The sequence below is a fragment of the Aeromonas sp. ASNIH5 genome (genome assembly GCF_002902865.1).
Classification (GTDB): Bacteria; Pseudomonadota; Gammaproteobacteria; order Enterobacterales; family Aeromonadaceae; genus Aeromonas; species Aeromonas caviae.
The window spans coordinates 3551726-3574573 of record NZ_CP026122.1 but is presented as its reverse complement, the minus strand read 5'-3'; the positions used below and the strand labels follow the sequence as shown (position 1 = coordinate 3574573).

The following is a 22848-nucleotide window of genomic DNA, read 5'->3' as shown; positions in this document are numbered from 1 at the left end:
AATTAATAGTGCTCGAGGCCGTATTTGTAGAGGGCGTTCTTCTTCACCCCGTGGATCTCGGCGGTGAGGGCTGCAGCCTTCTTGAGGGGCAGCTCGCCGACCAGCAGGCCCAGGGTGCGGATCGCCTCCGCAGGCAACTCGTCATCCACCTTGCTGGCACCGGCGACCACCAGCACGATCTCCCCGCGGCAACGGTTATCGTCCTCTCCGAGCCAGGCCAACATCTCGGAGGCGGGCAGACCGTGGATGGACTCGAAGGTCTTGGTCAGCTCGCGGCACACCACCACCTGGCGCTCGCCAAGGATGCGAGCAATGGCTTCCACGGTATCCTGCACCCGGCGCGGCGATTCGTAGAACACCAGAGAGCGGGTGTCTTCGATGACGGCTTGCAGGCGATCATCCCGCCCCTTGGCCTTGGCCGGCAGGAAACCCTCGAAGGCGAAGCGGTCGGTGGGCAGCCCGGCGGCGGACAGCGCCGTGATGGCGGCGCAGGGACCGGGCAGCGGCACCACCTTGACCCCGGCTTCGCGACAACGGGTGACCAGGTGATAACCGGGGTCGCTGATGAGCGGCGTCCCCGCATCGGAGACCAGGGCCACGCTCTTGCCCTCCTTGATGCGGGCGATCAGCACATCCGCCTTTTGCTGCTCGTTGTGATCGTGCAGGGCAAAGGTCGATACCGAGATCTGGTAGTGGCTGAGCAGGATCCCGGTATGCCGGGTATCCTCGGCGGCCACCAGATCGACGCTGCGCAGCACGTCCAGTGCTCGCTGGGTGATGTCGGCCAGATTGCCGATCGGAGTGGGGACTATATACAGGGTTGGGATGTCACTCATGGGAGCTCCGAGTGTCCCGACAATTGTGTCGCCATATTGGCCCGTTTACACTATGGAGAATTTCAACACTGGTCGGGGAATGAACTTGAACCGGGTTATAAAGCAGCTAAGTGTATCACGACTCTTCGGCATCCTACTCGCGGCAGTCCTGCTCGCCGCCTGTGCGTCGGAGCCCAATCAATCTTCCGGACAACCCGGCATGCCGTCAGCCTTCTCGGATCTGACCAAGAATGCCCAGTGGTATCTGGAGCAGGTGGATCCCGCCAAACCGGCAGAGGCCTTCGTGTGGCAGATGATGGCGGCGCGCAGCTATCTGGCGCTCGGCCAGGCCAAACCGGCTGCCGCCCTGTATCAGCAGTTGCAGAAGCAGGCGAAGAGCCCGGAGCAGCAGGCGCAGTTGCAACTGCTGCAGGCACACCTGCTGCTAGCCCAGGGCAACGCCAACCAGGCGCTGATCCTGCTGGAAGGCAAGCCGGATGTGGTGCTGGATGCCGATACCCAGAAGGACTGGTACCGCCAGCGCGTGGTGCTGCAGCTCGACATCAACAACAAGTTTGGTGCGGCCAAGTCGCTGATCCTGCTGGAACCTTATCTGGCCAAGAATGAGCTGGCCACCAATCACCAGCAGATCTGGTCACTGCTGAAAAGCATGACCCCCTCCACCCTGCAGGCGCTCGAAGAGGAGCCAGCTCCCGATGTCACCACCGGCTGGCTGCGACTGGCGGCGCTGGTGAACGAGTTCGGGGCACAGCCGAGCCAGCTGGCCCGCCAGCTTGCCGGCTGGAAGCAGAGCTTCCCTAACCACCCTGCCCAGAGCGACATGCCGGCCGGCCTTGGGGATCTCGCTATCACGGACAACGGTTCGCTGCAGCAGATCGCCGTCTTCCTGCCGCTCTCCGGCAACCTGGAAGCCCAGGGCGCCGCCATCCGCAACGGCATGCTGATGTCCTACAAGGAAAATCAGAGCCAGTTCACCCTGAACTTCTACGATACCCAGGGCAAGGCGATGGGGGATCTCTACAAGCAGGCGATTCAGGAAGGGGCCAACATGATCATCGGCCCCCTGCTCAAGGATCAGGTGGAGGAGCTGCTCAAGTCGAATCCGACCGTGCCGGTGCTGGCGCTCAACGAGCTGGACAAGCCGATCGTCAACGACAACACCTTCTATTTCTCGCTCTCCGCCGCTGCCGATGCGAGCCAGGCGGCCCAGTACCTCTATGGTCAGGGCTATCGCAAGCCGCTGCTGATCGCGGCACAAGGCCGGATTGGCTACAGCAGTATCAAGGCGTTTGAGCAGGCCTGGGCCGGCGTCAGCCAGGAGAAGCCCGTGGTTGCCACCTTCGGGGCGCGCAACGAAGTGCAGGGCATGGTCAAGAACGCTCTGAGCGGCCGTTCCACCGCACGAGCCGGGGAGATTGTCCAGCTGTCCGATGCCGCGCCGCGCAGCATCGACGCCGTCTATGTGGTGGCCAACAGCCTGGAGACCCGGATGATCAAGCCCTATGTGGACATCTCGGTCAATCCCATGGGCAGCCTGCCCATCTACAGCAGCTCGCGGGGCTACGACGGCGGGACGACCGAGGTGGCATCCGAGCTCAACGGCATGCATATCTCCGACATGCCACTGCTGCTGGGTGGCTTCGAGACGCAGCGTGAACAGATTGCCCTGCTCTGGCCCCAGACCCAGGGCGACCTGCTGCGCCTGTTCGCCCTCGGTTACGATGCCGTCAGCCTGGCAGGCAACCTGCCGCAAATGCGCAAGGTCAATGCCATGCAGCAACCCGGCATGAGCGGCCAGCTGAGCGTGGATCCCCAGGGCAACATAGTGCGCATGCTGGACTGGGCCACCTACCAGAATGGCAAGCTGGTCAGCGACAGCGCCGCCCCCCAGTTGGAGGATGCGACTCATGAAGAGGCTACTGACACAACTTCACCAGCAGTGGTTGAACCTGTTGCCGTCGGCAGCGACGAGCAAGGGACAACACTTTGAGCAAATAGCGGAACGCTGGTTGCAGGCCCGCGGCCTGCAACCCGTGACCCGCAACTACCGCTGCCGTGGCGGCGAGATCGATCTCATCATGCGCCAGGGGGAGACCCTGGTGTTCGTTGAAGTGAGATATCGTGCCCACGCCACCCATGGCGGTGCCGCCAGCTCGGTCACCCGGCGCAAGCAGCACAAGATCGTGCTGGCCGCGCGCCACTATTTCAAGCAACATGCCATCAATGAGGCCAACCAGGCCTGTCGATTCGATGTGATCGCGTTCGAGGGCGACCAGCCGGACTGGATCCCGAACGCGTTTTAAGAGGACCCCATGACTGATCCCATCAAAGAGAATTACACCGAGAGCATCCAGACCAAGATAGCTGCCGCCGAAGCACTGCCGGATGCCATCCATACGGCAGCCCAGATGCTGACCATCTGCCTGCTCAATGGCCACAAGGTGATGGCATGTGGCAATGGTCCTTCCTCGGCATTGGCACAGCTGTTCATTTCCGAACTGGTGAACTGCTATGAAACGCCTCGCCCTTCCCTGCCCGGTCTCGCCCTGACGCCCGACATGGCGACCATCAGCGCCATCGCCACGGATCACGGTTTCGAAGAGGTCTATGCCAAACAGATACGTGCTCTGGGACAACCAGGCGACATCCTGGTGGTCATCACCACGACAGGCAACAGCCGCAGCCTCATCAAGGCTGCGGAGGCCGCCCTCTCCCGCGACATGACCATCATTGTTCTCGGTGGCGGAGACGGGGGAGAGATCGCCGGTCTGCTGGGCCCCAATGACGTGGAGATCCGCGTTCCTTCCGCTCGCCGTCCTCGTATTCTGGAAGTGAACCTGTTGACCCTGCACTGTCTCTGTGATCTCATCGACCAGACACTTTTCCCGCAACAGGAAGACTGAAACCATGAAGAAGCCTATTCTCGCTCTTGCCCTGCTGACCAGCGTCCTGCTGCTGCAAGGCTGTGCTGCCGTGGTGGTCGGTGGCGCGGCTGGCACCGCCAAAGCGAGCGGTGATCGCCGCACCCTGGGTGCCCAGTGGGACGATCAGACCATAGAGCTGAAAGCCGCCAACCTGTTGGCCGACAACAAGCCCCTGAGCGCCGCCAGCAAGATCAGTGTCTACAGCAACAACGGCCGTGTGCTGCTGGTGGGTCAGACACCCTCTGACGCTTACAAACAGGAAGCGGGCAGAATCGTGAGCCGGATTGAAGGGGTTCGCCATGTCTACAACGAGCTGCGCCTTGGCAAACCAGTCAGCATCGGCGTGCGCAGCAATGACACCTGGATCACCTCCAAGGTGCGGGCCGACATGCTAGGCACCAAGAACTTCGACAGCGCCAAGGTGAAGGTTGTCACCGAGAATGGCGAGGTATTCCTCATTGGGCTGGTCACCCGCCAGGAAGGGGATCAGGCCGTAGAAATCGCCCGCCACGTCAGCGGCGTTAAGCAGGTGATCAAAGCCTTCGAGTTTGCCCAGAATTGACCATCTGGCAGGATGAAAAAACGCAGCCTTCAGGCTGCGTTTTTTATTTGATGACTTTCAGGGTCGGACGACCGCTCGGGCGCGGTGGTTCCGGCTCGGGGTCAACCGACGTGGGTGACTGTGCCTGTTCCAGCCAGAGGTCATACCCGGGCTCCGGCGGGAACAGGGTCCCCACTCCGTTCTCCCTGGCATGGATGGCCAGTACGGCCGCCATGGGGATATAGACCTGCTGCGATACGCCACCGAAACGGGCGCTGAAGCTGACAGCGTCATTGTCCATGTGGAACTGGCCCACGGCCCGGGGGGCTATGTTCAGAACAATCTGGCCATCCTGCACGAACTGCATCGGTACCATCACATGGGGAATGTTGGCATTGACCACCAGATGGGGAGTCAGATCGTTATCCAGCAACCAGTCAAAAAACGCCCGCAGCAGATACGGGCGACTGGGTGTCATTGTCGGTTCCATGCTCATACGCCGGCACGGATCTCGCGCTCGGCCTCGGTCAGGGAAGCCTGGAAGGATTCACGCTCGAACAGGCGAACCATGTAAGCCTTCAGCTCTTTGGCGCCACGGCCGGTGAAATCGATGCCCAGGCTCGGCAGACGCCACAGCAATGGCGCCATGTAGCAGTCGACCAGACCGAACTCTTCGCTCATGAAATAGGGCATCTCGCCGAAGATGGGGGCGATGGCCAGCAGGTTGTCACGCAGCTCGGCACGGGCGGCTTCGGTATCGGTGCCCGCCATGATCTTGTCGGCCAGAGAGTACCAGTCCAGCTCGATGCGGTGCATCATCAAACGGCTGTTGCCGCGCGCGACCGGATAAACCGGCATCAGGGGCGGATGCGGGAAACGCTCGTCCAGATACTCCATGATGATGCGCGAGGTGTACAACGCCAGCTCGCGATCCACCAGAGTCGGTACAGTGTTGTACGGGTTCAGCTCGGCCAGCTCATCCGGCAGGTTGGCAGGATCAACCTGGCAGATATCCACGCTAACACCCTTCTCCGCCAGGACAATACGCACCTGATGGCTGAACATATCGTTGGCACCGGAAAACAGCGTCATTACCGAACGCTTATTGGCAGCTACAGCCATTGAACCCTCCCGTCATTAAAAAGCAGAAACGGCAATGAAGCATGTCTGTCTTCATTGCCGTGCGTCATATTACTCCGATCTGGTCGCTTAGTGAACGTCGCGCCAGAATTCCTTCTTCAACAGCACAGTGAAGATGAAGAAGACAGCGATGAATCCGAGTACCCAGAAGCCCATGCGTTCGCGCTCCTGCTGCACCGGTTCAGCCGAGTAGACCAAGAAGTTTACCAGATCCAGTACCGTCTGATCATATTCTTCGTTGTTCATTTCACCGTTGCCGTCAGATTTGATGCTGACGACTTGCTGCATCTCCACGCCATCCAGGGTGTGCGTCTCGAACTCGGCGCGGGGCGTCCCCTGCAACGGCTCCAGCACATGGGGCATACCCACGGACGGGAAGACGGCGTTGTTCACCCCGAATGGACGGGTCTCGTCCACGTAGAAGGAACGCAGATAGGTGTAGATCCAGTCTGCACCACGCACCCGGGCAACCAGGGTCAGGTCGGGGGGCGGCGCGCCGAACCAGCGCGCAGCATCCTTCTCGGACATGGCGCTCTTCATCAGATCGCCGATCTTGGCGCCGGTGAAGACCAGGTTCTCCTTCATCAGATCGTCCGGAATGCCGATGTCGGCCGCCACCCGGTTATAACGCTGGTACTGGGTGGAGTGACAGCCGGCACAGTAGTTCATGAAGGTGGCGGCCCCCCGTTGCAGGGATGCCTTGTCACTCAGATCGTACTCCGCCTTGTCGAGGGGGAAGCCACCGCCAGAGGCCAACACCAGACCAGGCAGCAGGGCAAGCACTGCAAAAATTATTCTTTTCATTTGAATGTCACCCTCTCCGGCAGCGGCTTGGTGTTTTCATTCTTGCTGTAGAAGAACAACAGGACGAAGAATCCGAAATAACCCAGAGTACAGAGCTGTGCAATCAGCGTCAGGGTCGGGGTTGATGGCAGCACGCCCAGCACCCCCAGGATAATGAAGCAGACCACGAACTGGGCGATGTTCAGCTTGTGCAGGGTGCTGCGGTAACGCACCGAGCGCACCTTGCAACGATCCAGCCAGGGCAACAGGAACAGCACCACGATGGAGAGGCCCATCATGATGACCCCCAGCAGCTTGTCAGGCACCGCACGCAGGATGGCGTAGAAGGGGGTGAAGTACCAGACCGGGGCGATATGCGCCGGTGTCTTCAGGCCATTGGCCACCTCAAAGTTCGGTTTCTCGAGGAAATAGCCCCACATATCCGGCTTGAAGAAGATGATGGCACAGAAGAAGAACAGGAAACCGGCTACTCCGATCATGTCCTTCACGGTGAAATAGGGGTGGAACGCGACCGCATCCAGTGGCCAGCCGTTCTCGTCCTTGTGCTTCTTGATGTCGATACCATCGGGGTTGTTGGAGCCCACCTCGTGCAGCGCCAGGATATGCATGGCCACCAGCATCACCAGCACCAGCGGCAGAGCGATGACGTGCAGGGCAAAGAAGCGGTTCAGGGTCGCACCCGAGATGACATAGTCCCCCCGGATCCACAGGGTCAGATCGTCACCGATAACGGGGATGGCACCGAACAGCGAGATGATGACTTGGGCCCCCCAGAACGACATCTGCCCCCAGGGCAGCAGGTAACCCATGAAGGCCTCGGCCATCAGTACCAGGAAGATCAGCATGCCGAAGATCCACAGCAGTTCCCTTGGCTTCTGGTAAGAGCCGTAGATCATGCCGCGGAACATGTGCAGGTAGACCACGATGAAGAAGGCGGATGCCCCGGTTGAGTGCATGTAACGCAGCAGCCAGCCGTAATCCACATCCCGCATGATGTATTCCACGGAAGCGAAGGCACCTTCCGCCGAGGGGTTGTAGTTCATGGTCAGCCAGATGCCGGTGATGATCTGGTTGACCAGCACCAACATGGCAAGCGAGCCGAAGAAGTACCAGAAGTTCAGGTTCTTGGGCGCCGGATACTTGGCCATATGGTCGTTGTACATGGCCGTGAGCGGGAAACGATCATCGATCCAGCCCATGAGTTTGGCAAACATGGTCAGGCCTCCTTGCCATCGGCACCGACCAGAATGGTGGTGTCGCTAAGAAATTGGTATGGCGGAATGACCAGGTTCAGCGGTGCGGGGACGCCCTGGAACACTCGACCAGCCATGTCGAATTTGGAGCCATGGCAGGGGCAGAAGAAGCCGGAAGTTACCCCTTGAACCTGCTCGCCGAAGCTGTCGGGCAGATAGGACGGGGAGCATCCCAGATGAGTGCAGATGCCAACGGCCACGAAGATTTCCGGTTTGATGGATCTGTAGCCATTGTGGGCATAGTCCGGTTGCTGTGGCTCGTCTGACGCAGGATCCCGCAGCTTGTCATCGTGTGCAGCCAGAGCATCCAGCGTCTGCTTGGTGCGCTTCACCACCCAGACCGGTTTACCACGCCACTCGACGCGGATTAGCTGACCCGGCTCCAGCTTGCTGATATCCACTTCAACCGGGGCGCCTGCCGCCTTGGCTTTGGCACTCGGATTCCATGACTTAATAAACGGCACTGCGGTAAAAGCAGCTCCTACACCGCCAACGGCAACCGTTGACCAGGTAAGAAATCTGCGGCGACCGGTATCAACTGGCGCATTGCTCATCCAAAAACTCTCCCATGTGGACTCCGCTCATTCTTATAGTGTCCCTGTTTACTTCTCCTCTCCCTCTGACAACTGCAATGGAAGCGGAGTGGCAATTGACACAGAAAGACCATGGAAATTTTAAAGAAAAGATAACAATTTGACAAGAAAGGGAGTCGATGGGCAAAAACAATAAATACACAATTTTTTGTCTTTTGTGACGTATGCTTAGCATTGTCACATGTAACATTACCAATAAAAAAAGCCTGGCAAATTGCCAGGCTTTTTTGACACTCCTGAGAGTGCGTACCAAAAGCGAATTAACGCTTGGAGTACTGCGGACGCTTACGCGCTTTGTGCAGACCGACTTTCTTACGCTCAACCTTACGGGCATCACGAGTAACAAAGCCAGCTTTACGCAGTTCGGAACGCAGGGTCTCGTCGTACTGCATCAGAGCACGAGTGATACCGTGGCGGATCGCACCAGCTTGACCGGAGATGCCACCACCGTTAACGGTAATGTACAGATCCAGTTTCTCGGTCATCTCGACCAGTTCCAGCGGCTGACGAACTACCATGCGGGCAGTCGGACGGCCGAAGTATTGCTCCAGGGAGCGCTGGTTGATTACGATTTTACCGCTACCCGCTTTGATGAATACGCGAGCAGTGGAGCTTTTGCGACGGCCGGTACCGTAGTATTGATTTTCTGCCATGTTGCCAGTTCCCGTTAGATATCCAGTACTTGAGGTTGCTGAGCAGCATGAGCGTGCTCTGCGCCTGCGTAAACTTTCAGCTTACGGAACATGGCACGGCCCAGCGGGCCCTTCGGCAGCATGCCCTTGACGGCAGCTTCGATTACCATTTCCGGCTTACGCTGAATCAGCTTGTCGAAGCTGATGGACTTGATACCACCCGGGAAACCGGAGTGAGCGTGGTACATTTTGTCGGTAAATTTCTTACCGGTTACGTGTACCTTCTCAGCGTTTACAACGATGATGTAGTCACCGGTGTCAACGTGCGGAGTGTACTCGGCTTTGTGCTTACCACGCAGACGAGCAGCGATCTCGGTTGCGATACGACCCAGAGTTTTACCTTCTGCGTCCACAATGTACCAGTCACGTTTTACGGTTTCTGGCTTGGCAACGAAAGTTTTCATTAAGTTAAACCCAATTACCTGTTACAGACCCAATTGCTTATGGGGGCTCTCCCACAAACAACAAACGATGGCCTACCTGTACCCCTTCGAATACAAGTAAAGCTTAAAGTGTTGCTGTCTTATCGACAGCTGTAACGTGGGCCGGGCGATTATAAGTGAAGTTGCCTTAAATATCACCTGCTAATTTCACTGCCATGAAGCTAGCAAATGTCGCCCGGCCCTACCTGCCGCAGATGCCCATCCGACTGGCAGGCGCGGTATTGTGACTAAGGAAGGTGCACTCTGGCAAGGTATTCGTGCGATTGCATCTCCTGAAGCCGTGAAAGGCAACGCTTGAATTCGAAATTCAGCAAGCCTTCGCCATAGAGCCCGGTCATGGGGACCGCCGCCGATATGATGAGCTTTACATGCCGCTCATAAAACTCATCCACCATGGCGATGAAGCGGCGGGCCGCGTCATCCGTGCCGCTGCCCATGGGTTGCACATTGGCCAGCAGGACGGTGTGGAACTCACGGGCCAATTCGATGTAGTCGCCCTGGGAGCGTGGAGTACAGCACAGCTGTTCAAACTCCATATAAAGCACCCCTTCCCCCACGCCCAGTGCACTCAGTTGGCGATGGTTGATTTCCAGTGCGGCGGCAGTCACCTGCCCAATCCCGGTCAACTGGCTGAAATAACGATCCAGGTTGCTCCTGACCTGATCATCCAGCGGGAAGTGATAGATCTCTGCCTGTTCCAGGGTTCGCAGCCGGTAATCGACACCGCCATCGACATTGATCACCTCGCAGTGGCGCTCGATAAGCGCGATGGCAGGCAGGAAGCGAGCACGCTGCAACCCGTTGCGGTAGAGATCCTGAGGGGGGATGTTGGATGTGGCCACCAGCACCACGCCATGGCCAAAGAGTTCCTGGAACAGAGTGCCGAGCAGCATGGCATCCGTGATATCCGAGACGAAAAACTCGTCGAAACAGATGACGTCGGTCTCGTCGGTCAGCTTGCGGGCGATCAGCTTGAGCGGATCGGACTGACCGGTCAGCCCTCTGAGCTCGTCGTGCACACGTTGCATGAAACGGTGGAAGTGGATGCGCAGTTTGCGCTCCCCCGGCAGGCTCTCAAAAAAAGTATCCATCAGCCAGGTCTTGCCTCTGCCCACACCGCCCCACATATATAACCCCTGGACGGGGTCACGGGTTTTCGGCTTTTGCAGCCAACCCAGCAGGCCACGGGATCTGGTCGGAGTCGGGCTTGCGCACAGATCCTGATAGAGTCGCTCCAGGCGGGCGACTGCCATGGCCTGGGCCGGATCGGCCACAAAGCCGGGGCGCTGCAAATCCTGCTGATATTTTTGCTGCGGGGTCATCCTGTAAACCGCCTCCAAGTCCCTGAATGAGGGACAAAATGGTATCACGCTCTCGGGGGGCACGGTATAGTGCCAACGAGGCGTTGCGGTCCATCCGACCGCTTCAAATTCATCGTGTTAGCTGTAACAAGGAGCTTCTATGACTCTGTTTAACGGGATCCTGCTGGCGATCGCCGCCCTGATCATCGGCGTGCTGATCGGCCGCTTCTCTGTCCGTAGCCGGGATGCCGGACGCCTGGAACAGGAGCTGAAAAAAGCCCACAAGGAGCTGGAAAGCTACCAGGGGCAGATCACCACCCACTTCGCCGACAGCGCAGCCCTGATGGAGCAACTGGCCGAACAGTACCAGACCCTTTATCGCCATATGGCGGAACAGAGCAAGTTCCTGGCCAAGGTACAGGAACCACTGTTCCGCGAACCCGAAGTGGAAGAAACAGGCGATGCCGCCAACAGCGAGGAGCCGGGCCTTCCTCCCCGCGATTACGCCGGTGCGTCCGGCCTGCTCAAGCAGCCGGGCTGATCGTCGGTTGAACTAATTACGCTTTATCGTGGTCAGACCTTGACGATTGCACTGCAACTTTTTCTGGGAGCTGTTTCTCATATGCGTAAATCTCTTTCTGTATTCAGTGTCTTAGCCCTCAGTGTCGGTATCGCCATGTCCTCAGCACCGGCGCAGGCCGCACTGCCCCTGATGGCGAACAACCAGGAGATGCCGAGCCTGGCCCCCGTCCTCGAGCAGGTGACCCCTGCCGTGGTCAACATCTCCGTCTCTGGCAAGAAGATCACCCGCCAGCGCCTGCCGGAACAATTCCGCTTCTTCTTCGGCCCCAACATGCCTGACGAGCAGGTGAGCGAGCAGCCCTTCCAGGCGCTTGGTTCCGGCGTCATCATCGATGCCAAGAAAGGCTACGTGATCACCAACGCCCACGTGGTCCACGAGGCGGACGAAATCAAGGTCAACCTGAAGGATGGCCGTGAGTATGCAGCCAAGAAAATAGGGGAAGACAAACAGTCGGATATCGCCCTGCTGCAAATCAAGGCCGAGGATCTGGTGCAGATCAAGTTCGCCGACTCCGACGAGCTGAGAGTCGGTGACTACGCGCTGGCCATCGGCAACCCGTTCGGCCTGGGCCAGACCGTCACCTCCGGCATTGTCAGCGCCCTGGGTCGCAGCGGCCTCAACATCGAAAATCTGGAGAACTTCATCCAGACCGATGCGGCCATCAACTCCGGCAACTCGGGCGGCGCCCTGCTCAACCTGCGCGGGGAGCTGATCGGCATCAACACCGCCATCCTGGGCCCCAACGGCGGCAACATCGGCATCGGCTTTGCCATCCCGTCCAACATGGTGCGCGATCTCTCCGAGCAGATCGTGAAATACGGCGAAGTGCGCCGTGGCCAGCTGGGGATTACCGGCACCGAGCTCACCAGCGAAATCGCCAAGACCTTCGGCTACAACAAGAAGGACGGTGCCTTCGTCAACCAGGTCATGCCTGACTCCGCTGCCGCCAAGGCAGGCATCAAGGCAGGCGACATCATCATCAGCATCGATGGCAAGCCCATCCGCTCCTTCGGCGAGCTGCGTGCCAAAATCGCCACCATGGGGGCCGACAAGCAGGTCTCGCTCGGCCTCATTCGTGACGGCAAGGAGCAGACCGTCAAGGTCACCCTGAAGAAAGCAGATGACAGCGAGATCCTGGCCAGCGCCCTGCATCCGGCACTGGAAGGGGCCAAGCTGAGCACCACCACGGACCCCGTGACCGGCGTGGCCGTCTCCGACATCGATCCCCGCTCACCGGCAGCCGCCTCCGGCCTGCAAAAGGGCGACATCATCATCGGGGTCAACCGCCAGCGCATCAACTCCATGGGTGAACTGACCAAGGTGTTGAAAAACAAGCCGGAAGTCCTGGCGCTGAACATCCAGCGCGGCGACTCCTCACTCTATTTGGTGATCCGTTAAGCCCCTCACACCCGCGGCAACCGCCGCGGGTGATTTTTATCCATCGATAATGTTATTCTCTGCCCGCAGCCTGTACGGACGAGAAAGACATGAAAATCCCACCTCTGATCAGCTACTTGGGCAAGTCCGTCGGCTTTGGCCTCGCCATGGCTGCGCTTTTGTTGCTGGTGTTCCCCAATTTTCGCGGCGGCGCCCCCCTGCCGGGCCTCATCACCAATGCCCGCGAGCTGAGCTTCTCCTACGCGGCCCATCGTGCCGGCCCTGCCGTCGTCAACATCTACACCCGCAGCTTCGCCGGCAATCGCGGTGAAAAAGCCGAACTCAGACCCCAGGGGCTGGGGTCCGGCGTCATCATGAACCAGCGCGGTCACGTGCTCACCAACTATCACGTCATCGCCGATGCGGACCAGATCATCGTCGCCCTGCAAGATGGTCGGGTATTCAGTGCAGAGCTGGTCGGCACCGACAAACTGACCGATCTGGCGGTGCTCTACATCGAATCGGACAACCTGCCGGTGATCCCTCAGGACCCGGATCGTCTGCCGGACGTGGGAGACGTGGTGCTCGCCATCGGCAACCCCTACAACGTCGGCCAGACCATCACCCAGGGCATCATCAGCGCCACCGGGCGTATCGGCCTCTCCAGCATGGGGCCGGACAGCAACGGCCGGCAGGATCTGCTGCAAACCGATGCCGCCATCAACGAGGGCAACTCCGGAGGCGCCCTGGTCAATGGCCGTGGCGATCTGGTGGGTATCAATACCGCCGCCTACCACCTCAACGGCAATCAGGAGAGCTATGGCATCAGTTTTGCCATCCCCTACAAGCTGGCCAAGCGCATCATGGACGAGCTGATCGCCAACGGTCGGGTCATCCGCGGCTACCTCGGCATCTCCAGCGTCGAGATCAATCCCATCGTCGCGCGCATGCTGAACCTGGGGGACTTGCAGGGGTTGGTGGTGGAGAGCCTGGATCCCAATGGCCCAGCCACCAAGGCCGGTCTCAAACGTGGGGATGTGCTGCTCAAGATCAACGGAGAGGCCATCACCGGCGTGCGTCCCGTCATGGACAAGATCGTCGAGAGCCGCCCCGGCACCAAGCTCACCATCTCGGTGATCCGCAACGGCAAGCCGCTGGACGTCGATGTCATCATCGAAGAGGACCTGCGCTACCAGAATCAGACCCTGCCGACCAGCAGTGCGGCACCCGCCACCTGAAGGGCGGATCCTCGCGGGGCCCGACAAGGCCCTTTTTTGTGCCCGCTTTCCTCCGGCTCCCACCTGTGCGTGAGACAGCTCACACATTGCGCCAATGGGCAATCGGGCGAAGACGCCGTCAAAACCCGCCACCGATCACACTCCCTTGCAGCCAGTCCGCTCCTTTCCTCTCCTTGATCGCCAAAAGGGCTTCTTTTGATGCCTTTCCCTCCAAATTTCCACTTCGAATCGGAAAAAACCTGCCTCCTCCCGCACTCTCCTCCGCTTTATGGTGATCCCATCCTTTCTGCCAGCCTGGAGAGCAGACCTTGAATACCGACACCCATGACGCCCCCCTGACCCCGGACAGCCCGGCACTGCTGCGCAAGACCGACCTGACCCTGGCCCGCATTCACAACCTGCTGGCGGATCAGGGCATACGCCCCAACGACGTGCAGCAGCAGATGCTGGCCTCCCACGTCAAGGCCATGGTGTGGCGCTCCTACAGCGGGGAATCCCTGCCGGAGGTCGACCTCAACCTGTTCGAGGAGATCTCCCCCCTTTCCCTGCGCCTGGCAGAGCAGGTCGTCGCCTGGCTCGACCGCCTCGCCTACGAGGAGGCGCACCTCTTGTCCGTCCATTTTGAAGTGGCCAAAGAAAACGAACTCAGCTCAGTAAAAGGAGAAAGCTAAATGACTGCCATCAAACTCGTGATTGGAGATCGTCTCGGCAAGGGTCAGAAAGTGGGGGCAGGCGCAGAAGCCGCCGGCGCCACCGTGACCGTCATCCCCGGCATGGCCGCCGACATGAAGCTCGGTGATGTGATGAACAAGGAGCAGGCCGACCTTGGCATCTCCTTCTGCGGCAGCGGTGGCGCGGGCGCCATCACGGCCCAGACCAAGTACGGCTACAAGTGCCGCTACGGCATGCGATCCATCGAGGAGGGTGTCACCGCCATCAACGAGGGGTGCGTGGTACTGGGCTTCGGCTTCATGGACAAGGAAGAGCTGGGCCAGAAGCTGATCGAAGCCTTCGCCAAGAAACACGGGCGCACCTGATGAAAGAACACTTCACCACCCGGATCACGGTCAACGGCAAGGGGGCGACTCGCCAGCAGGCGTTCGCTGCAGCCCTCAGCCAGGTGCAACCCAGCCTGCTCAAGGAGAGCCCCAAGGTGATGCTGCGCATCGAACCCCTCGAGGTCGAGGTGCTCGAGGCCGAGGAGTCGGTACGGGTGGAGAAGTTCCTGTTCTTCTTCCTGCCACGCCAGCGCCACGAGTTCCGGGTCCGGCTGGCGATCACCGTCAAGGTCATCAGCCTGGATGTCGACAAGGTGGATTTCACCCGGGCCTGACCCCACAACCAAAAGGACAAGTTGGATGTTTCTAATCATTTTGATGAAGTCACTCATCATCGGCGGCCTGGTAGGCGTCGGGGTGGGGGCTGGCGCGGCGCGGATGTTCCACGCCCCGACCGTACAGGGGATGGGCGCGTTCCGTACCCTGGGCGAGCTCAACTCCTGCGAAGGGGACCCCGCCTCCCACTTCTCGTTCGGTCTGGGCTTCTTCTTCAACGCCTGGGCCTCCACGGTCGCGGCCGGCGCCTTCACCCAGGACGTGGATCACCGCATCCTGCCGAACTGGGGTGCAGCGACCCTGATGATCAAGAACCGGGATCTCGCCACCACCCTCCATGATCCCAAAAAGATGGCCATCGCCTGCGGCATCATTGGTGCCATCGTGGTCGCCTTCCTCAACAGCACGGCCGCCGCCGTACCTGCCGCCCTGCAGGTGACCGCGGTCAAGGTGCTGGTGCCCGCCGCCAACCTGCTGGTCAACACCGTCATGCCGGTGATCTTCTGGCTGGCCGCCATCGAGGCAGGCAAGAAGTCCGGCTTCTGGGCCACCATCTTCGGCGGTCTGGCCCAGCTCATCATGGGCAACGCGGTACCGGGCCTGGTGCTTGGCATCCTGATCGGCAAGGGGGTGGAGGAGAGCGGCTGGAACCACGTCACCAAGGTGATGATGAGTGCCATCGTCCTGCTGTTCGTGCTGAGCGGCTTCTTCCGCGGCTTTGACATGAAACTCATTGAATCCTTCCACCTGGGCGTTCCCCTGTGGCTGGAAAACGTCCACAACCTCATGAGCGGCAAATAAGGAAGCACACCATGGATGAGAAACTGAGAAACAACTTCTGGTATGCCGACTGGTCCTTCCCCATCTTTGTCGGTCTGCTCTCTTCCGGCGTCTTCGCCGGTACCCACATGTTCTACCTCTACGGGGTCGGCGCCTTCAACGAGGTGGCCTTCGTTGCCATGCTCAAGGCCGGTATGGACACGGGGGCCTATGGTGCAGTCGCCGCCTTCGGTGCCAGCTTCCTGTTCGCCCGCATCATCGAGGGCTCCCTGGTGGGGATCCTCGACATCGGCGGCGCCATCCAGACCGGAGTCGGCCTAGGGGTGCCCGCCCTGCTGCTGGGGGCCGGCATTGTCTATCCGGTGGAAAATTTCACCGCTTCCCTGATCACCGGCATGGGGATTGGGATGGCCATCGGCTACGTGATCATCCTGGCGCGCAAGTTCACCATCAACCAGAGCAACTCCACCTACGGGGCGGACGTCATGATGGGGGCTGGCAACAGCTCCGGCCGCTTCCTCGGTCCCCTCATCATCCTCTCCGCCATGGGCGCCTCCATTCCCATCGGGATAGGCTCCCTGCTGGGTGCCCTGCTGTTCTACATCTGGGAGAAGCCCATCACGGGCGGCGCCATTCTGGGGGCCATGCTGTTCGGGACCTTCTTCCCCATCGCCCTGGCTTAATCCAAGGCCGTCTCTTCGGCGGCATTCAAGAACCTGTTTGCGCTCTGTCGCGAGAGGTCGTCAGCAAGGTGAAGAGCAACACATGAGCCTTGGAAGCAGCCTCGCAGTAAGAGCACAAGCAGGTTCCAAGAGGGATATCAGCATGTACGACATGATCATCAGGGCGGGACGCCTGGGAAACGGGCAGCTTGTCGACGTCGCCATCAAGCATGGCAAGATAGCGGCGCTGGGTTCGCTGCCAGGGAGCACGGAGGCGAAGCAAACCCTCACTCTGGGCGGGCAGGTCCATGTGAGCGCCGGCTGGATCGACGGCCACACCCACTGCTACCCCGCCTCTCCCATCTATCACGATGAGCCGGACAAGGTGGGCGTGGAATCCGGCGTCACCACCGTCATCGACGCCGGCAGCACCGGAGCCGACGATGTGGACGACTTCCAGCGTCTCGCCGCCACCTGCAAGACCCGGGTGCATGCCCTGCTCAACATCTCCCGCATCGGTCTGCTGCGTCAGAACGAGCTGGCGGATCCGGCAGACATCGATCCCGTCCTCGCCCAAGCGGCCATCCGGCGCCATCCCGGCTTCATCGTCGGCATCAAGGCGCGCATGAGCGGCAGCGTGGTGGGTGAAAGCGGTCTGCAACCCCTGCGCATGGCCAAGCAGATCCAGCAGGCCAATGGCAACTTGCCGCTGATGGTGCACGTGGGCAACACGCCGCCGGATCTGGACGAGATCGTCGCCCTGCTGGGGGAGGGCGATCTGCTGACCCACTGCTTCAACGGCAAGCCCAACCGCATCCTGACCCCGGCCGGCGAACTGCGCCAGGCGGTGCGTGAGGCGATGCGGCGGGGGCTCTTGCTCGACATCGGCCACGGCGGCGCCAGCTTCAGCTTCGAAGTGGCGGAGCTGGCCATTGCTCAGGGGATCCTGCCCCACACCATCAGTTCAGACATCTACTGCAAGAACCGCATCAAGGGGCCCGTCTACAGTCTGGCCCACGTGATGTCGAAGTTCTTCGCCATCGGCATGACCCTGGAGCAGGTGCTCGCCTGCGTCACTCACCAGGCCGCCGATGCCCTGCGCCTGCTCGGCAAGGGGCGACTCGAGGTGGGCGCCGATGCAGACATCACCCTGTTCGAGGTGAGCTGCGGCCCCACTCTCTTTACCGATACCGAGGCCGGCGCCCGCAGCGGTGACCGGCAACTGCTCCCTCTCGCTGCCTTGGTGGGCGGCGAACTGGTTCTGACTCACTACGGGAAATCACACCATGCCTTCTGTGTATGAGAAATACCGGCTCAAACCGGTGATCAACGCCTCCGGGCGCATGACCATCCTCGGCGTATCCACCCCCGAGCAGGAGGTGGTCGATGCGGTCAACTTCGGCCTCGGCCACTACTTTGAGGTGAAGGATCTGGTCAACAAGACCGGCGCCTACCTGGCCGAACTGCTGGGCGTTGAAGATGCGGTGGTGGTCTCCTGCGCCAGCGCCGGCATCGCCCAGTCGGTGGCCGCCGTGATCGTGCGCGGCGACCCCTATCGCCTCGAGCAGTTGCATGCTCATGCCCACGACGTGCCGAGCGACATCGTGCTGCCCAAGGGCCACAACGTGAACTTTGGTGCCCCCGTCGGCACCATGGTCAACCTGGGGGGCGGCAGGGTGGTGGAGGCAGGCTACGCCAACGAGTGCTCACCCGCCCAGCTGGCCGCCGCCATCCATGCCAATACCGCCGCCATCCTCTACATCAAGTCCCACCACTGCGTGCAGAAGAGCATTCTGTCGGTGGCCGAGGCAGCCGAGGTGGCCAAGGCCCACGGGATCCCGCTCATCGTCGATGCAGCGGCCGAAGAGGATCTGCGTCTCTACTACAACCAGGGTGCGGATCTGGTCATCTACAGCGGCGCCAAGGCCATCGAAGGGCCCACCAGCGGCCTGGTGCTCGGCAGGCGTCAGTATGTGGAGTGGGTCAAGCAGCAGGCCAACGGCATCGGCCGTGCCATGAAGGTGGGCAAGGAGGGGATCCTCGGCCTCACTCACGCCATCGAACGCTATCTGGCCAAAGAGAAGGAGAGCGGCGCCGCCATGGTCGCCAAGATGACCCCCCTCATCGAGCGCCTCAACCAGCTGCCCGGCGTCACCGCCAAGGTGGTGTGGGACAGCGCGGGGCGCGACATCGCCCGCACCGACATCACCTTCGACCACCAGCAGATCGGCATGACCACGGCGGAAGTGGTCTCCCGTCTGCAACAGGGTACCCCCGCCATCTACTGCCGCAGCTACAAGGCCAACGAGGGGCACATCGAGATAGACGTGCGCAGCGTCACCGTGCCCCAGCTCGACCAGATCCACTCCGCCATTGCCCACCTCGTTCAGGAGAACAACTGATGTCTCTTACCCCCAATTACTACCGCGATCGGGTCTGCCTCAACGTGCTGGCAGGTTCCAAAGAGAATGCCGTCGACATTTATGAGGCCGCCGAGGGTCATGTGCTGGTCGGTGTGCTCTCCAAGAACTACCCGGACATTCCCTCTGCCGTCGCCGACATGCAGGCCTACGCCAAGCTCATCGACAACGCCCTCTCCATCGGGCTGGGAGCCGGTGATCCGCGCCAGTCCGCCATGGTGGCCGAGCTGGCCCGCCAGTTGCAGCCCCAGCACGTCAATCAGGTGTTCACCGGGGTCGGGGCCAGCCGGGCGCTGCTCGGTCAAGCTGATACCCTGGTCAATGGCCTTGTCTCCCCCACCGGCACCCCCGGCATGGTGAAGATCTCCACTGGCCCCCTCAGTAGTCAGCAGCCCGATGGCATCGTCCCCATCGATACCGCCATTGCCCTGCTCAAGGACATGGGGGGCAGCTCGGTCAAGTTCTTCCCCATGGGGGGACTCGCCTACCGCGCCGAGTATCAGGCTGTGGCCGAGGCCTGTGCCCGCCACGGCTTCTGGCTGGAGCCCACCGGCGGCATCGATCTTGAGAACTTCGAGGAGATAGTGCGGATCGCGCTGGAGGCAGGAGTCGAGAAGGTGATCCCCCACGTCTACAGCTCCATCATCGACAGTGTCAGTGGCCAGACCCGGCCGGAGGATGTGCGTACCCTCCTCGCCATGGTGAAGGCACTGCTGGCATAGCAACCCCACAGGCACCGGTCCGATCACTGGGCGGTGCCTGGCTTGTTAATGACCCCCTTGTTAACATCGCCCCACCATCCGCGACAGGAGTCCCCACCCCTCATGACCAAGCTGCCCCACCCCAGACTCCAGCAACTGCTCGCCCTGCTTCACGCCGAGCCTCTGCCACAGGAGGAGCTGGCCCGCCGTCTCAATGTTTCCACCCGCACGGTGCGTACCGACGTGGCGACCCTGAACGAGCTCATCGCCACCCGGGGCGCCCACCTGATCCATCAGCGGGGCAGCGGCTACCAGCTCAAGATCTACAATCAGGGACTGTTCGATGCGCTGCTGGCCGCCCAGGGGCAGGAGAGCCCCCTGCCTCGCACCAGCCGCGAGCGGGTGCTGCACCTCCAGGTCTTGCTGCTGACGGCGGAACAGGGGATCAAACTCGACGAGCTGGCGGACACCTGGTATCTGAGCCGGGCGGCTTTGCAAGGGGACATGACGGAGGTGCGGGAGCGGCTCGCCCACTTCGGGCTCACCATCGACAGCAAACCCAGAGTGGGGATGCGCATTGCGGGAAGCGAGATGGCGATCCGCGCCTGCCTCACCCAACTGCTCTGCCAGGAGCTGCTGCACCAGCATCCGCTCCAGAGCCTGTTGCCCACCCTCTGTCCCAGCAAGACGCTGGAGGTAGTGGGCAACCACATTCACGAGCAACTCGGTCGCCATCAGCTGCGCCTGGCCGACGAGAGCCTGCAGCAAGTCACCGTCTACTGTGCCGTCGCACTGCTTCGCCAGGCGTCTGGCCACGAGTTGCGCCAGTTTGCCAGCGACGACATCACCCCACCCCTGGCAGTGGTGGCCCGCGACATCTATGCCGAGCTGCCAACCCTGACGTCACCGGGGCAGGAAGAGATCGCCTGTCTCGCCATCCAGATCCAGGCTCGCCTCACTGCAGAGACGCCCCTGCTCAGCCCGGCCATGGCGGCCGAGAGCGAGCAGCTGACTACGCACCTGCTGGGTTACATCCACCACCACTACCCCTATGACCTGCGCGGCGACCCGCAATTGCGAGCCGACCTGCAGACCCATATCGGCGCCATGCTGCTGCGAGTCAAATACCAGATTGGCAGCCACAATCCCCTGGCGGACCACATCAAGCAGTATTACCCCCTCGCCTACGACATCACCCTGGCGGCCATCTCTGAGTGGATCAGGCAGACCCCCTACCGGTTGACCCATCACGAGATCGGCTACCTGGTGATCCACATCGGGGTCGGCCTGGAGCGCCACTACGACATCGGTTACACCCGGCGCCCCCAGGCGCTGCTGCTGTGCGATGCGGGCAACGCCACCTTCCGGGTGCTGGAAGCACGCATCCGGCGGGAATACCCCCAACTGCAGCTGACCACGCTGGAGTCGGTACGGGATTACGAAGGGCTTGCGCGGATCGAGCAGGATTTCGTCATCAGCACCCTCAAGGTGAGCGAGAAGAATGCTCCCGTGGTACAGGTCTCCCCCTTCCCGACTCAGTACCAGCTGGAGCAGCTCGGCAAGCTGGTGCTCGTCGATCGCACCCGTCCCTATCTGCTCGACAAGTATTTCGATGCCGACCACTTCATGGTGCTTGATGAACCCATCAGCCAGGGGGTGCTGTTTGATCGCATCTGCAGCCAGCTTGAGGCGGAGGATCTGGTGGAGAGCGGATTCCGGGGATCCTTGCAGGAGCGGGAGCGAATTGTCTCAACCATGCTGGGGGACGGCATCGCTCTGCCCCACTCCCTCGGCCTGCTGGCGCGCCGCACCCTGGTCTATACCGTGCTGGCCCCCCAGGGGATCGATTGGGGCAACGGCGAGAGCGCTACCCTCATCTTCGTGCTGGCCATCGCCAAGGCGGATTATGAGGAAGCCATGGGACTTTATGATCTGTTTCTGGCACTGATGAACGAAAAAGCCAGCAGAAGTCTGCTGGCTTGTCGGGATTTTGCCGCTTTCAAGGCGCTGGCTCGCAGCGCACCTTGAGCACGCCGAGGCGTATTACTCCTCATTGAAGCCCGAGGTGAACAGCGCCACCACGGCGGCCAGGGCCTCCACCTCTTCGGGGCCCTCCACCTGCACCTCCACCTGTTTGCCCTGGGCGGAGTCCAGCATCAGCAGGCCGATCACGCTGTCCGCGTCGGCCTCGACCCCCTCTTCGTTGCGCAGCAACACGTGGGCATCGAACCCCTGCACCAGCTCGAACAGCATCATGGCCGGTCGCGCGTGAATGCCTAACTTGTTTTTGACTTCTACCGAGGCGGAAACGGTCATCTGAGCATCCTGTGGATCTGTCAGGCGGGGTTTGAACGCTTGTCCAACGTGCGATGGCGGATCTGCACGTTCTTGCCAAGCAAGCGGAATGCGCTGGCCAGCCGTTCGGCGATGAACACCGAGCGGTGTTGTCCGCCGGTACAGCCAATCCCGACGGTCACATAGCTGCGATTGTTGCGCTCCAGGTGGGGCAACCAGGTCCCCAGCATATTCTCGATCTGCTGGATGAACAGCATGACATCCGGCTGGCTGGAGAGGTAGTTGGCCACGGGCTCATCCTTGCCGGTGAAGGGCTTGAGCTCCGGGATCCAGTGCGGGTTGGGCAGGAAACGGGCGTCGAACACGAAGTCCGCATCCTTGGGAATGCCGTACTTGAAGCCGAACGACTCGAACACCAGCACCAGCTCGTTCTCTTTCTTGCCGAGCACCCGGGTTTTGATGAGCTCGCTGAGATCGTGAATGCTGAGGTTGGTGGTGTCGATGCGCAGGTCGGCGGTCGAGGAGAGCGGTGCCAGCAGGTGGGTCTCTTCCCGGATCGCCTCGTCCAGCGAAAGCTTGTTGCGGGACAGAGGATGCAGACGGCGGCTCTCACCGTAGCGTTTGAGCAGGGTCGCGTTGTCCGCATCGAAGAAGAAGCTCGAAAACTTGACTCGCCCCTCGTTGCGCACCTGGCTCAGCAGGTTCTCCAGCCTGTCTGCCTGGGCAGGCAGGTTGCGCACGTCGATGCTGACAGCCAGCTTGTCATACTGGCTCTCCACCGACACGATCAACTGGGGCAGCAGGTTGACCGGCAGGTTGTCCACGCAGTAGTACCCGAGATCCTCGAGCACCCTCAGGGCCACCGTCTTGCCGGAGCCCGAACGACCGCTTACTACTATTAACTGCATCTTGTCCCCTCACGCCAACGTGG

Annotated in this window: 27 protein-coding genes; 16 read left to right on the top strand and 11 right to left on the bottom strand. The window is 60.7% G+C overall.

Annotation, left to right across the window (positions count from 1 at the left end):
• Positions 1-2 precede the first annotated feature (2 nt).
• Positions 3-836 carry a 16S rRNA (cytidine(1402)-2'-O)-methyltransferase gene (gene rsmI / locus C2U30_RS16830; protein WP_103244152.1) on the bottom strand — a complete coding sequence of 278 codons (834 nt, stop codon included), beginning with the start codon at positions 834-836 and terminating at the stop codon, positions 3-5.
• A gap of 199 nt (positions 837-1035) precedes the next feature.
• Between rsmI and C2U30_RS16825 the strand changes: the two genes are divergently transcribed.
• From C2U30_RS16825 to dolP, 4 genes are read left to right on the top strand one after another with little or no spacing between them, the layout of a single operon-like run.
• Positions 1036-2826, top strand: coding sequence for a penicillin-binding protein activator (locus C2U30_RS16825; RefSeq protein WP_223952598.1), 1791 nt, complete (start codon positions 1036-1038; stop codon positions 2824-2826).
• On the top strand, positions 2744-3139 hold the full coding sequence (locus C2U30_RS16820; RefSeq protein ID WP_103244150.1) for a YraN family protein: 396 nt from the start codon (positions 2744-2746) through the stop codon (positions 3137-3139). The genes C2U30_RS16825 and C2U30_RS16820 overlap by 83 nt, the downstream gene beginning before the upstream one ends.
• A gap of 9 nt (positions 3140-3148) precedes the next feature.
• Positions 3149-3739 carry a D-sedoheptulose-7-phosphate isomerase gene (locus tag C2U30_RS16815; RefSeq protein ID WP_010675848.1) on the top strand — a complete coding sequence of 197 codons (591 nt, stop codon included), beginning with the start codon at positions 3149-3151 and terminating at the stop codon, positions 3737-3739.
• A 4-nt stretch (positions 3740-3743) separates the two neighbouring features.
• Entirely contained in the window at positions 3744-4322 is a 579-nt protein-coding gene (gene dolP, locus C2U30_RS16810; RefSeq protein WP_103244149.1) for a division/outer membrane stress-associated lipid-binding lipoprotein, read from the top strand.
• A gap of 43 nt (positions 4323-4365) precedes the next feature.
• Here the strand turns inward: dolP and C2U30_RS16805 are convergent, their stop codons facing one another.
• The 8 genes from C2U30_RS16805 to zapE all read right to left on the bottom strand — a co-directional run bounded on the left by C2U30_RS16805 (position 4366) and on the right by zapE (position 10548).
• Complete coding sequence (locus C2U30_RS16805; RefSeq protein ID WP_185367287.1) at positions 4366-4797, bottom strand: ClpXP protease specificity-enhancing factor; 432 nt, start codon at positions 4795-4797, stop codon at positions 4366-4368.
• A complete protein-coding gene (gene sspA, locus C2U30_RS16800; protein ID WP_039040485.1) occupies positions 4794-5423 on the bottom strand; it encodes a stringent starvation protein SspA in 630 nt (209 codons plus the stop codon). The genes C2U30_RS16805 and sspA overlap by 4 nt, the downstream gene beginning before the upstream one ends.
• An 87-nt stretch (positions 5424-5510) precedes the next feature.
• Complete coding sequence (locus C2U30_RS16795; RefSeq protein ID WP_103244147.1) at positions 5511-6245, bottom strand: cytochrome c1; 735 nt, start codon at positions 6243-6245, stop codon at positions 5511-5513.
• Positions 6242-7459, bottom strand: a complete 1218-nt coding sequence (locus C2U30_RS16790) for a cytochrome b (protein WP_010675853.1) — start codon at positions 7457-7459, stop codon at positions 6242-6244. The genes C2U30_RS16795 and C2U30_RS16790 overlap by 4 nt, the downstream gene beginning before the upstream one ends.
• 2 nt (positions 7460-7461) lie before the next feature.
• A complete protein-coding gene (gene petA, locus C2U30_RS16785) occupies positions 7462-8052 on the bottom strand; it encodes a ubiquinol-cytochrome c reductase iron-sulfur subunit (protein WP_010675854.1) in 591 nt (196 codons plus the stop codon).
• Between the two features lie 299 nt (positions 8053-8351).
• Positions 8352-8744 (bottom strand): 30S ribosomal protein S9, encoded by a 393-nt coding sequence (gene rpsI / locus C2U30_RS16780; RefSeq protein WP_005336286.1) that lies wholly within the window; start codon positions 8742-8744, stop codon positions 8352-8354.
• A 14-nt stretch (positions 8745-8758) separates the two neighbouring features.
• Entirely contained in the window at positions 8759-9187 is a 429-nt protein-coding gene (gene rplM / locus C2U30_RS16775; protein ID WP_005336289.1) for a 50S ribosomal protein L13, read from the bottom strand.
• A 266-nt stretch (positions 9188-9453) separates the two neighbouring features.
• The gene (zapE, locus tag C2U30_RS16770; protein WP_103244146.1) at positions 9454-10548 is read right to left on the bottom strand and encodes a cell division protein ZapE; all 1095 of its coding nucleotides are present in this window, start codon (positions 10546-10548) and stop codon (positions 9454-9456) included.
• 139 nt (positions 10549-10687) lie between these two features.
• On the opposite strand from zapE, the gene C2U30_RS16765 reads away from it, so the two are divergent.
• The 12 genes from C2U30_RS16765 (at position 10688) to C2U30_RS16710 (ending at position 21650) form a co-directional block, all read left to right on the top strand.
• Positions 10688-11068, top strand: coding sequence for a YhcB family protein (locus tag C2U30_RS16765; protein ID WP_010675856.1), 381 nt, complete (start codon positions 10688-10690; stop codon positions 11066-11068).
• Positions 11069-11149: 81 nt separating this feature from the next.
• A complete protein-coding gene (locus tag C2U30_RS16760; RefSeq protein WP_042015057.1) occupies positions 11150-12508 on the top strand; it encodes a Do family serine endopeptidase in 1359 nt (452 codons plus the stop codon).
• Positions 12509-12597: 89 nt separating this feature from the next.
• Positions 12598-13725, top strand: coding sequence for an outer membrane-stress sensor serine endopeptidase DegS (degS, locus tag C2U30_RS16755; protein ID WP_010675858.1), 1128 nt, complete (start codon positions 12598-12600; stop codon positions 13723-13725).
• Between the two features lie 308 nt (positions 13726-14033).
• The gene (locus tag C2U30_RS16750) at positions 14034-14396 is read left to right on the top strand and encodes a transcriptional regulator (RefSeq protein WP_043154577.1); all 363 of its coding nucleotides are present in this window, start codon (positions 14034-14036) and stop codon (positions 14394-14396) included.
• Positions 14397-14762, top strand: coding sequence for an SFCGS family glycine-rich protein (locus C2U30_RS16745; protein ID WP_049637185.1), 366 nt, complete (start codon positions 14397-14399; stop codon positions 14760-14762). It abuts the gene before it with no gap.
• Positions 14762-15058: a DUF4312 family protein gene (locus C2U30_RS16740; protein ID WP_049637184.1), complete on the top strand. Its 297-nt coding sequence runs from the start codon at positions 14762-14764 to the stop codon at positions 15056-15058. The genes C2U30_RS16745 and C2U30_RS16740 overlap by 1 nt, the downstream gene beginning before the upstream one ends.
• Positions 15059-15083: 25 nt before the next feature.
• Positions 15084-15860, top strand: coding sequence for a DUF4311 domain-containing protein (locus tag C2U30_RS16735; protein WP_049637183.1), 777 nt, complete (start codon positions 15084-15086; stop codon positions 15858-15860).
• 11 nt (positions 15861-15871) lie between these two features.
• Positions 15872-16522, top strand: a complete 651-nt coding sequence (locus tag C2U30_RS16730; RefSeq protein ID WP_041211843.1) for a DUF4310 family protein — start codon at positions 15872-15874, stop codon at positions 16520-16522.
• A gap of 142 nt (positions 16523-16664) precedes the next feature.
• Positions 16665-17804 carry an amidohydrolase/deacetylase family metallohydrolase gene (locus C2U30_RS16725; RefSeq protein ID WP_049637182.1) on the top strand — a complete coding sequence of 380 codons (1140 nt, stop codon included), beginning with the start codon at positions 16665-16667 and terminating at the stop codon, positions 17802-17804.
• Complete coding sequence (locus tag C2U30_RS16720; protein ID WP_049637181.1) at positions 17788-18903, top strand: DgaE family pyridoxal phosphate-dependent ammonia lyase; 1116 nt, start codon at positions 17788-17790, stop codon at positions 18901-18903. The genes C2U30_RS16725 and C2U30_RS16720 overlap by 17 nt, the downstream gene beginning before the upstream one ends.
• Complete coding sequence (gene dagF / locus C2U30_RS16715) at positions 18903-19643, top strand: 2-dehydro-3-deoxy-phosphogluconate aldolase (RefSeq protein ID WP_049637180.1); 741 nt, start codon at positions 18903-18905, stop codon at positions 19641-19643. The genes C2U30_RS16720 and dagF overlap by 1 nt, the downstream gene beginning before the upstream one ends.
• 102 nt (positions 19644-19745) lie before the next feature.
• Complete coding sequence (locus tag C2U30_RS16710) at positions 19746-21650, top strand: BglG family transcription antiterminator (protein WP_103244145.1); 1905 nt, start codon at positions 19746-19748, stop codon at positions 21648-21650.
• A 15-nt stretch (positions 21651-21665) separates the two neighbouring features.
• Here C2U30_RS16710 and npr read toward each other — a convergent pair whose 3' ends face one another.
• Positions 21666-21938, bottom strand: coding sequence for a PTS phosphocarrier protein NPr (npr, locus tag C2U30_RS16705; RefSeq protein ID WP_010675868.1), 273 nt, complete (start codon positions 21936-21938; stop codon positions 21666-21668).
• Between the two features lie 20 nt (positions 21939-21958).
• Positions 21959-22825: an RNase adapter RapZ gene (gene rapZ, locus C2U30_RS16700; RefSeq protein WP_010675869.1), complete on the bottom strand. Its 867-nt coding sequence runs from the start codon at positions 22823-22825 to the stop codon at positions 21959-21961.
• Between the last annotated feature and the right edge of the window lie 23 nt (positions 22826-22848).

Excerpts from the sequence above, each read along its gene's own strand:
- C2U30_RS16740 (WP_049637184.1), top strand. The coding sequence starts at position 14,762 with ATGAAAGAACACTTCACCACCCGGATCACGGTCAACGGCAAGGGGGCG.
- rapZ (WP_010675869.1), bottom strand. The coding sequence starts at position 22,825 with ATGCAGTTAATAGTAGTAAGCGGTCGTTCGGGCTCCGGCAAGACGGTG.
- C2U30_RS16820 (WP_103244150.1), top strand. The coding sequence starts at position 2,744 with ATGAAGAGGCTACTGACACAACTTCACCAGCAGTGGTTGAACCTGTTG.
- C2U30_RS16710 (WP_103244145.1), top strand. The coding sequence starts at position 19,746 with ATGACCAAGCTGCCCCACCCCAGACTCCAGCAACTGCTCGCCCTGCTT.
- C2U30_RS16795 (WP_103244147.1), bottom strand. The coding sequence starts at position 6,245 with ATGAAAAGAATAATTTTTGCAGTGCTTGCCCTGCTGCCTGGTCTGGTG.
- C2U30_RS16765 (WP_010675856.1), top strand. The coding sequence starts at position 10,688 with ATGACTCTGTTTAACGGGATCCTGCTGGCGATCGCCGCCCTGATCATC.
- C2U30_RS16760 (WP_042015057.1), top strand. The coding sequence starts at position 11,150 with ATGCGTAAATCTCTTTCTGTATTCAGTGTCTTAGCCCTCAGTGTCGGT.
- rplM (WP_005336289.1), bottom strand. The coding sequence starts at position 9,187 with ATGAAAACTTTCGTTGCCAAGCCAGAAACCGTAAAACGTGACTGGTAC.
- rpsI (WP_005336286.1), bottom strand. The coding sequence starts at position 8,744 with ATGGCAGAAAATCAATACTACGGTACCGGCCGTCGCAAAAGCTCCACT.
- C2U30_RS16815 (WP_010675848.1), top strand. The coding sequence starts at position 3,149 with ATGACTGATCCCATCAAAGAGAATTACACCGAGAGCATCCAGACCAAG.
- zapE (WP_103244146.1), bottom strand. The coding sequence starts at position 10,548 with ATGACCCCGCAGCAAAAATATCAGCAGGATTTGCAGCGCCCCGGCTTT.
- C2U30_RS16805 (WP_185367287.1), bottom strand. The coding sequence starts at position 4,797 with ATGAGCATGGAACCGACAATGACACCCAGTCGCCCGTATCTGCTGCGG.
- C2U30_RS16725 (WP_049637182.1), top strand. The coding sequence starts at position 16,665 with ATGTACGACATGATCATCAGGGCGGGACGCCTGGGAAACGGGCAGCTT.
- rsmI (WP_103244152.1), bottom strand. The coding sequence starts at position 836 with ATGAGTGACATCCCAACCCTGTATATAGTCCCCACTCCGATCGGCAAT.
- npr (WP_010675868.1), bottom strand. The coding sequence starts at position 21,938 with ATGACCGTTTCCGCCTCGGTAGAAGTCAAAAACAAGTTAGGCATTCAC.
- degS (WP_010675858.1), top strand. The coding sequence starts at position 12,598 with ATGAAAATCCCACCTCTGATCAGCTACTTGGGCAAGTCCGTCGGCTTT.
- dagF (WP_049637180.1), top strand. The coding sequence starts at position 18,903 with ATGTCTCTTACCCCCAATTACTACCGCGATCGGGTCTGCCTCAACGTG.
- dolP (WP_103244149.1), top strand. The coding sequence starts at position 3,744 with ATGAAGAAGCCTATTCTCGCTCTTGCCCTGCTGACCAGCGTCCTGCTG.
- C2U30_RS16745 (WP_049637185.1), top strand. The coding sequence starts at position 14,397 with ATGACTGCCATCAAACTCGTGATTGGAGATCGTCTCGGCAAGGGTCAG.
- C2U30_RS16720 (WP_049637181.1), top strand. The coding sequence starts at position 17,788 with ATGCCTTCTGTGTATGAGAAATACCGGCTCAAACCGGTGATCAACGCC.
- C2U30_RS16825 (WP_223952598.1), top strand. The coding sequence starts at position 1,036 with ATGCCGTCAGCCTTCTCGGATCTGACCAAGAATGCCCAGTGGTATCTG.
- petA (WP_010675854.1), bottom strand. The coding sequence starts at position 8,052 with ATGAGCAATGCGCCAGTTGATACCGGTCGCCGCAGATTTCTTACCTGG.
- C2U30_RS16730 (WP_041211843.1), top strand. The coding sequence starts at position 15,872 with ATGGATGAGAAACTGAGAAACAACTTCTGGTATGCCGACTGGTCCTTC.
- C2U30_RS16735 (WP_049637183.1), top strand. The coding sequence starts at position 15,084 with ATGTTTCTAATCATTTTGATGAAGTCACTCATCATCGGCGGCCTGGTA.
- sspA (WP_039040485.1), bottom strand. The coding sequence starts at position 5,423 with ATGGCTGTAGCTGCCAATAAGCGTTCGGTAATGACGCTGTTTTCCGGT.
- C2U30_RS16790 (WP_010675853.1), bottom strand. The coding sequence starts at position 7,459 with ATGTTTGCCAAACTCATGGGCTGGATCGATGATCGTTTCCCGCTCACG.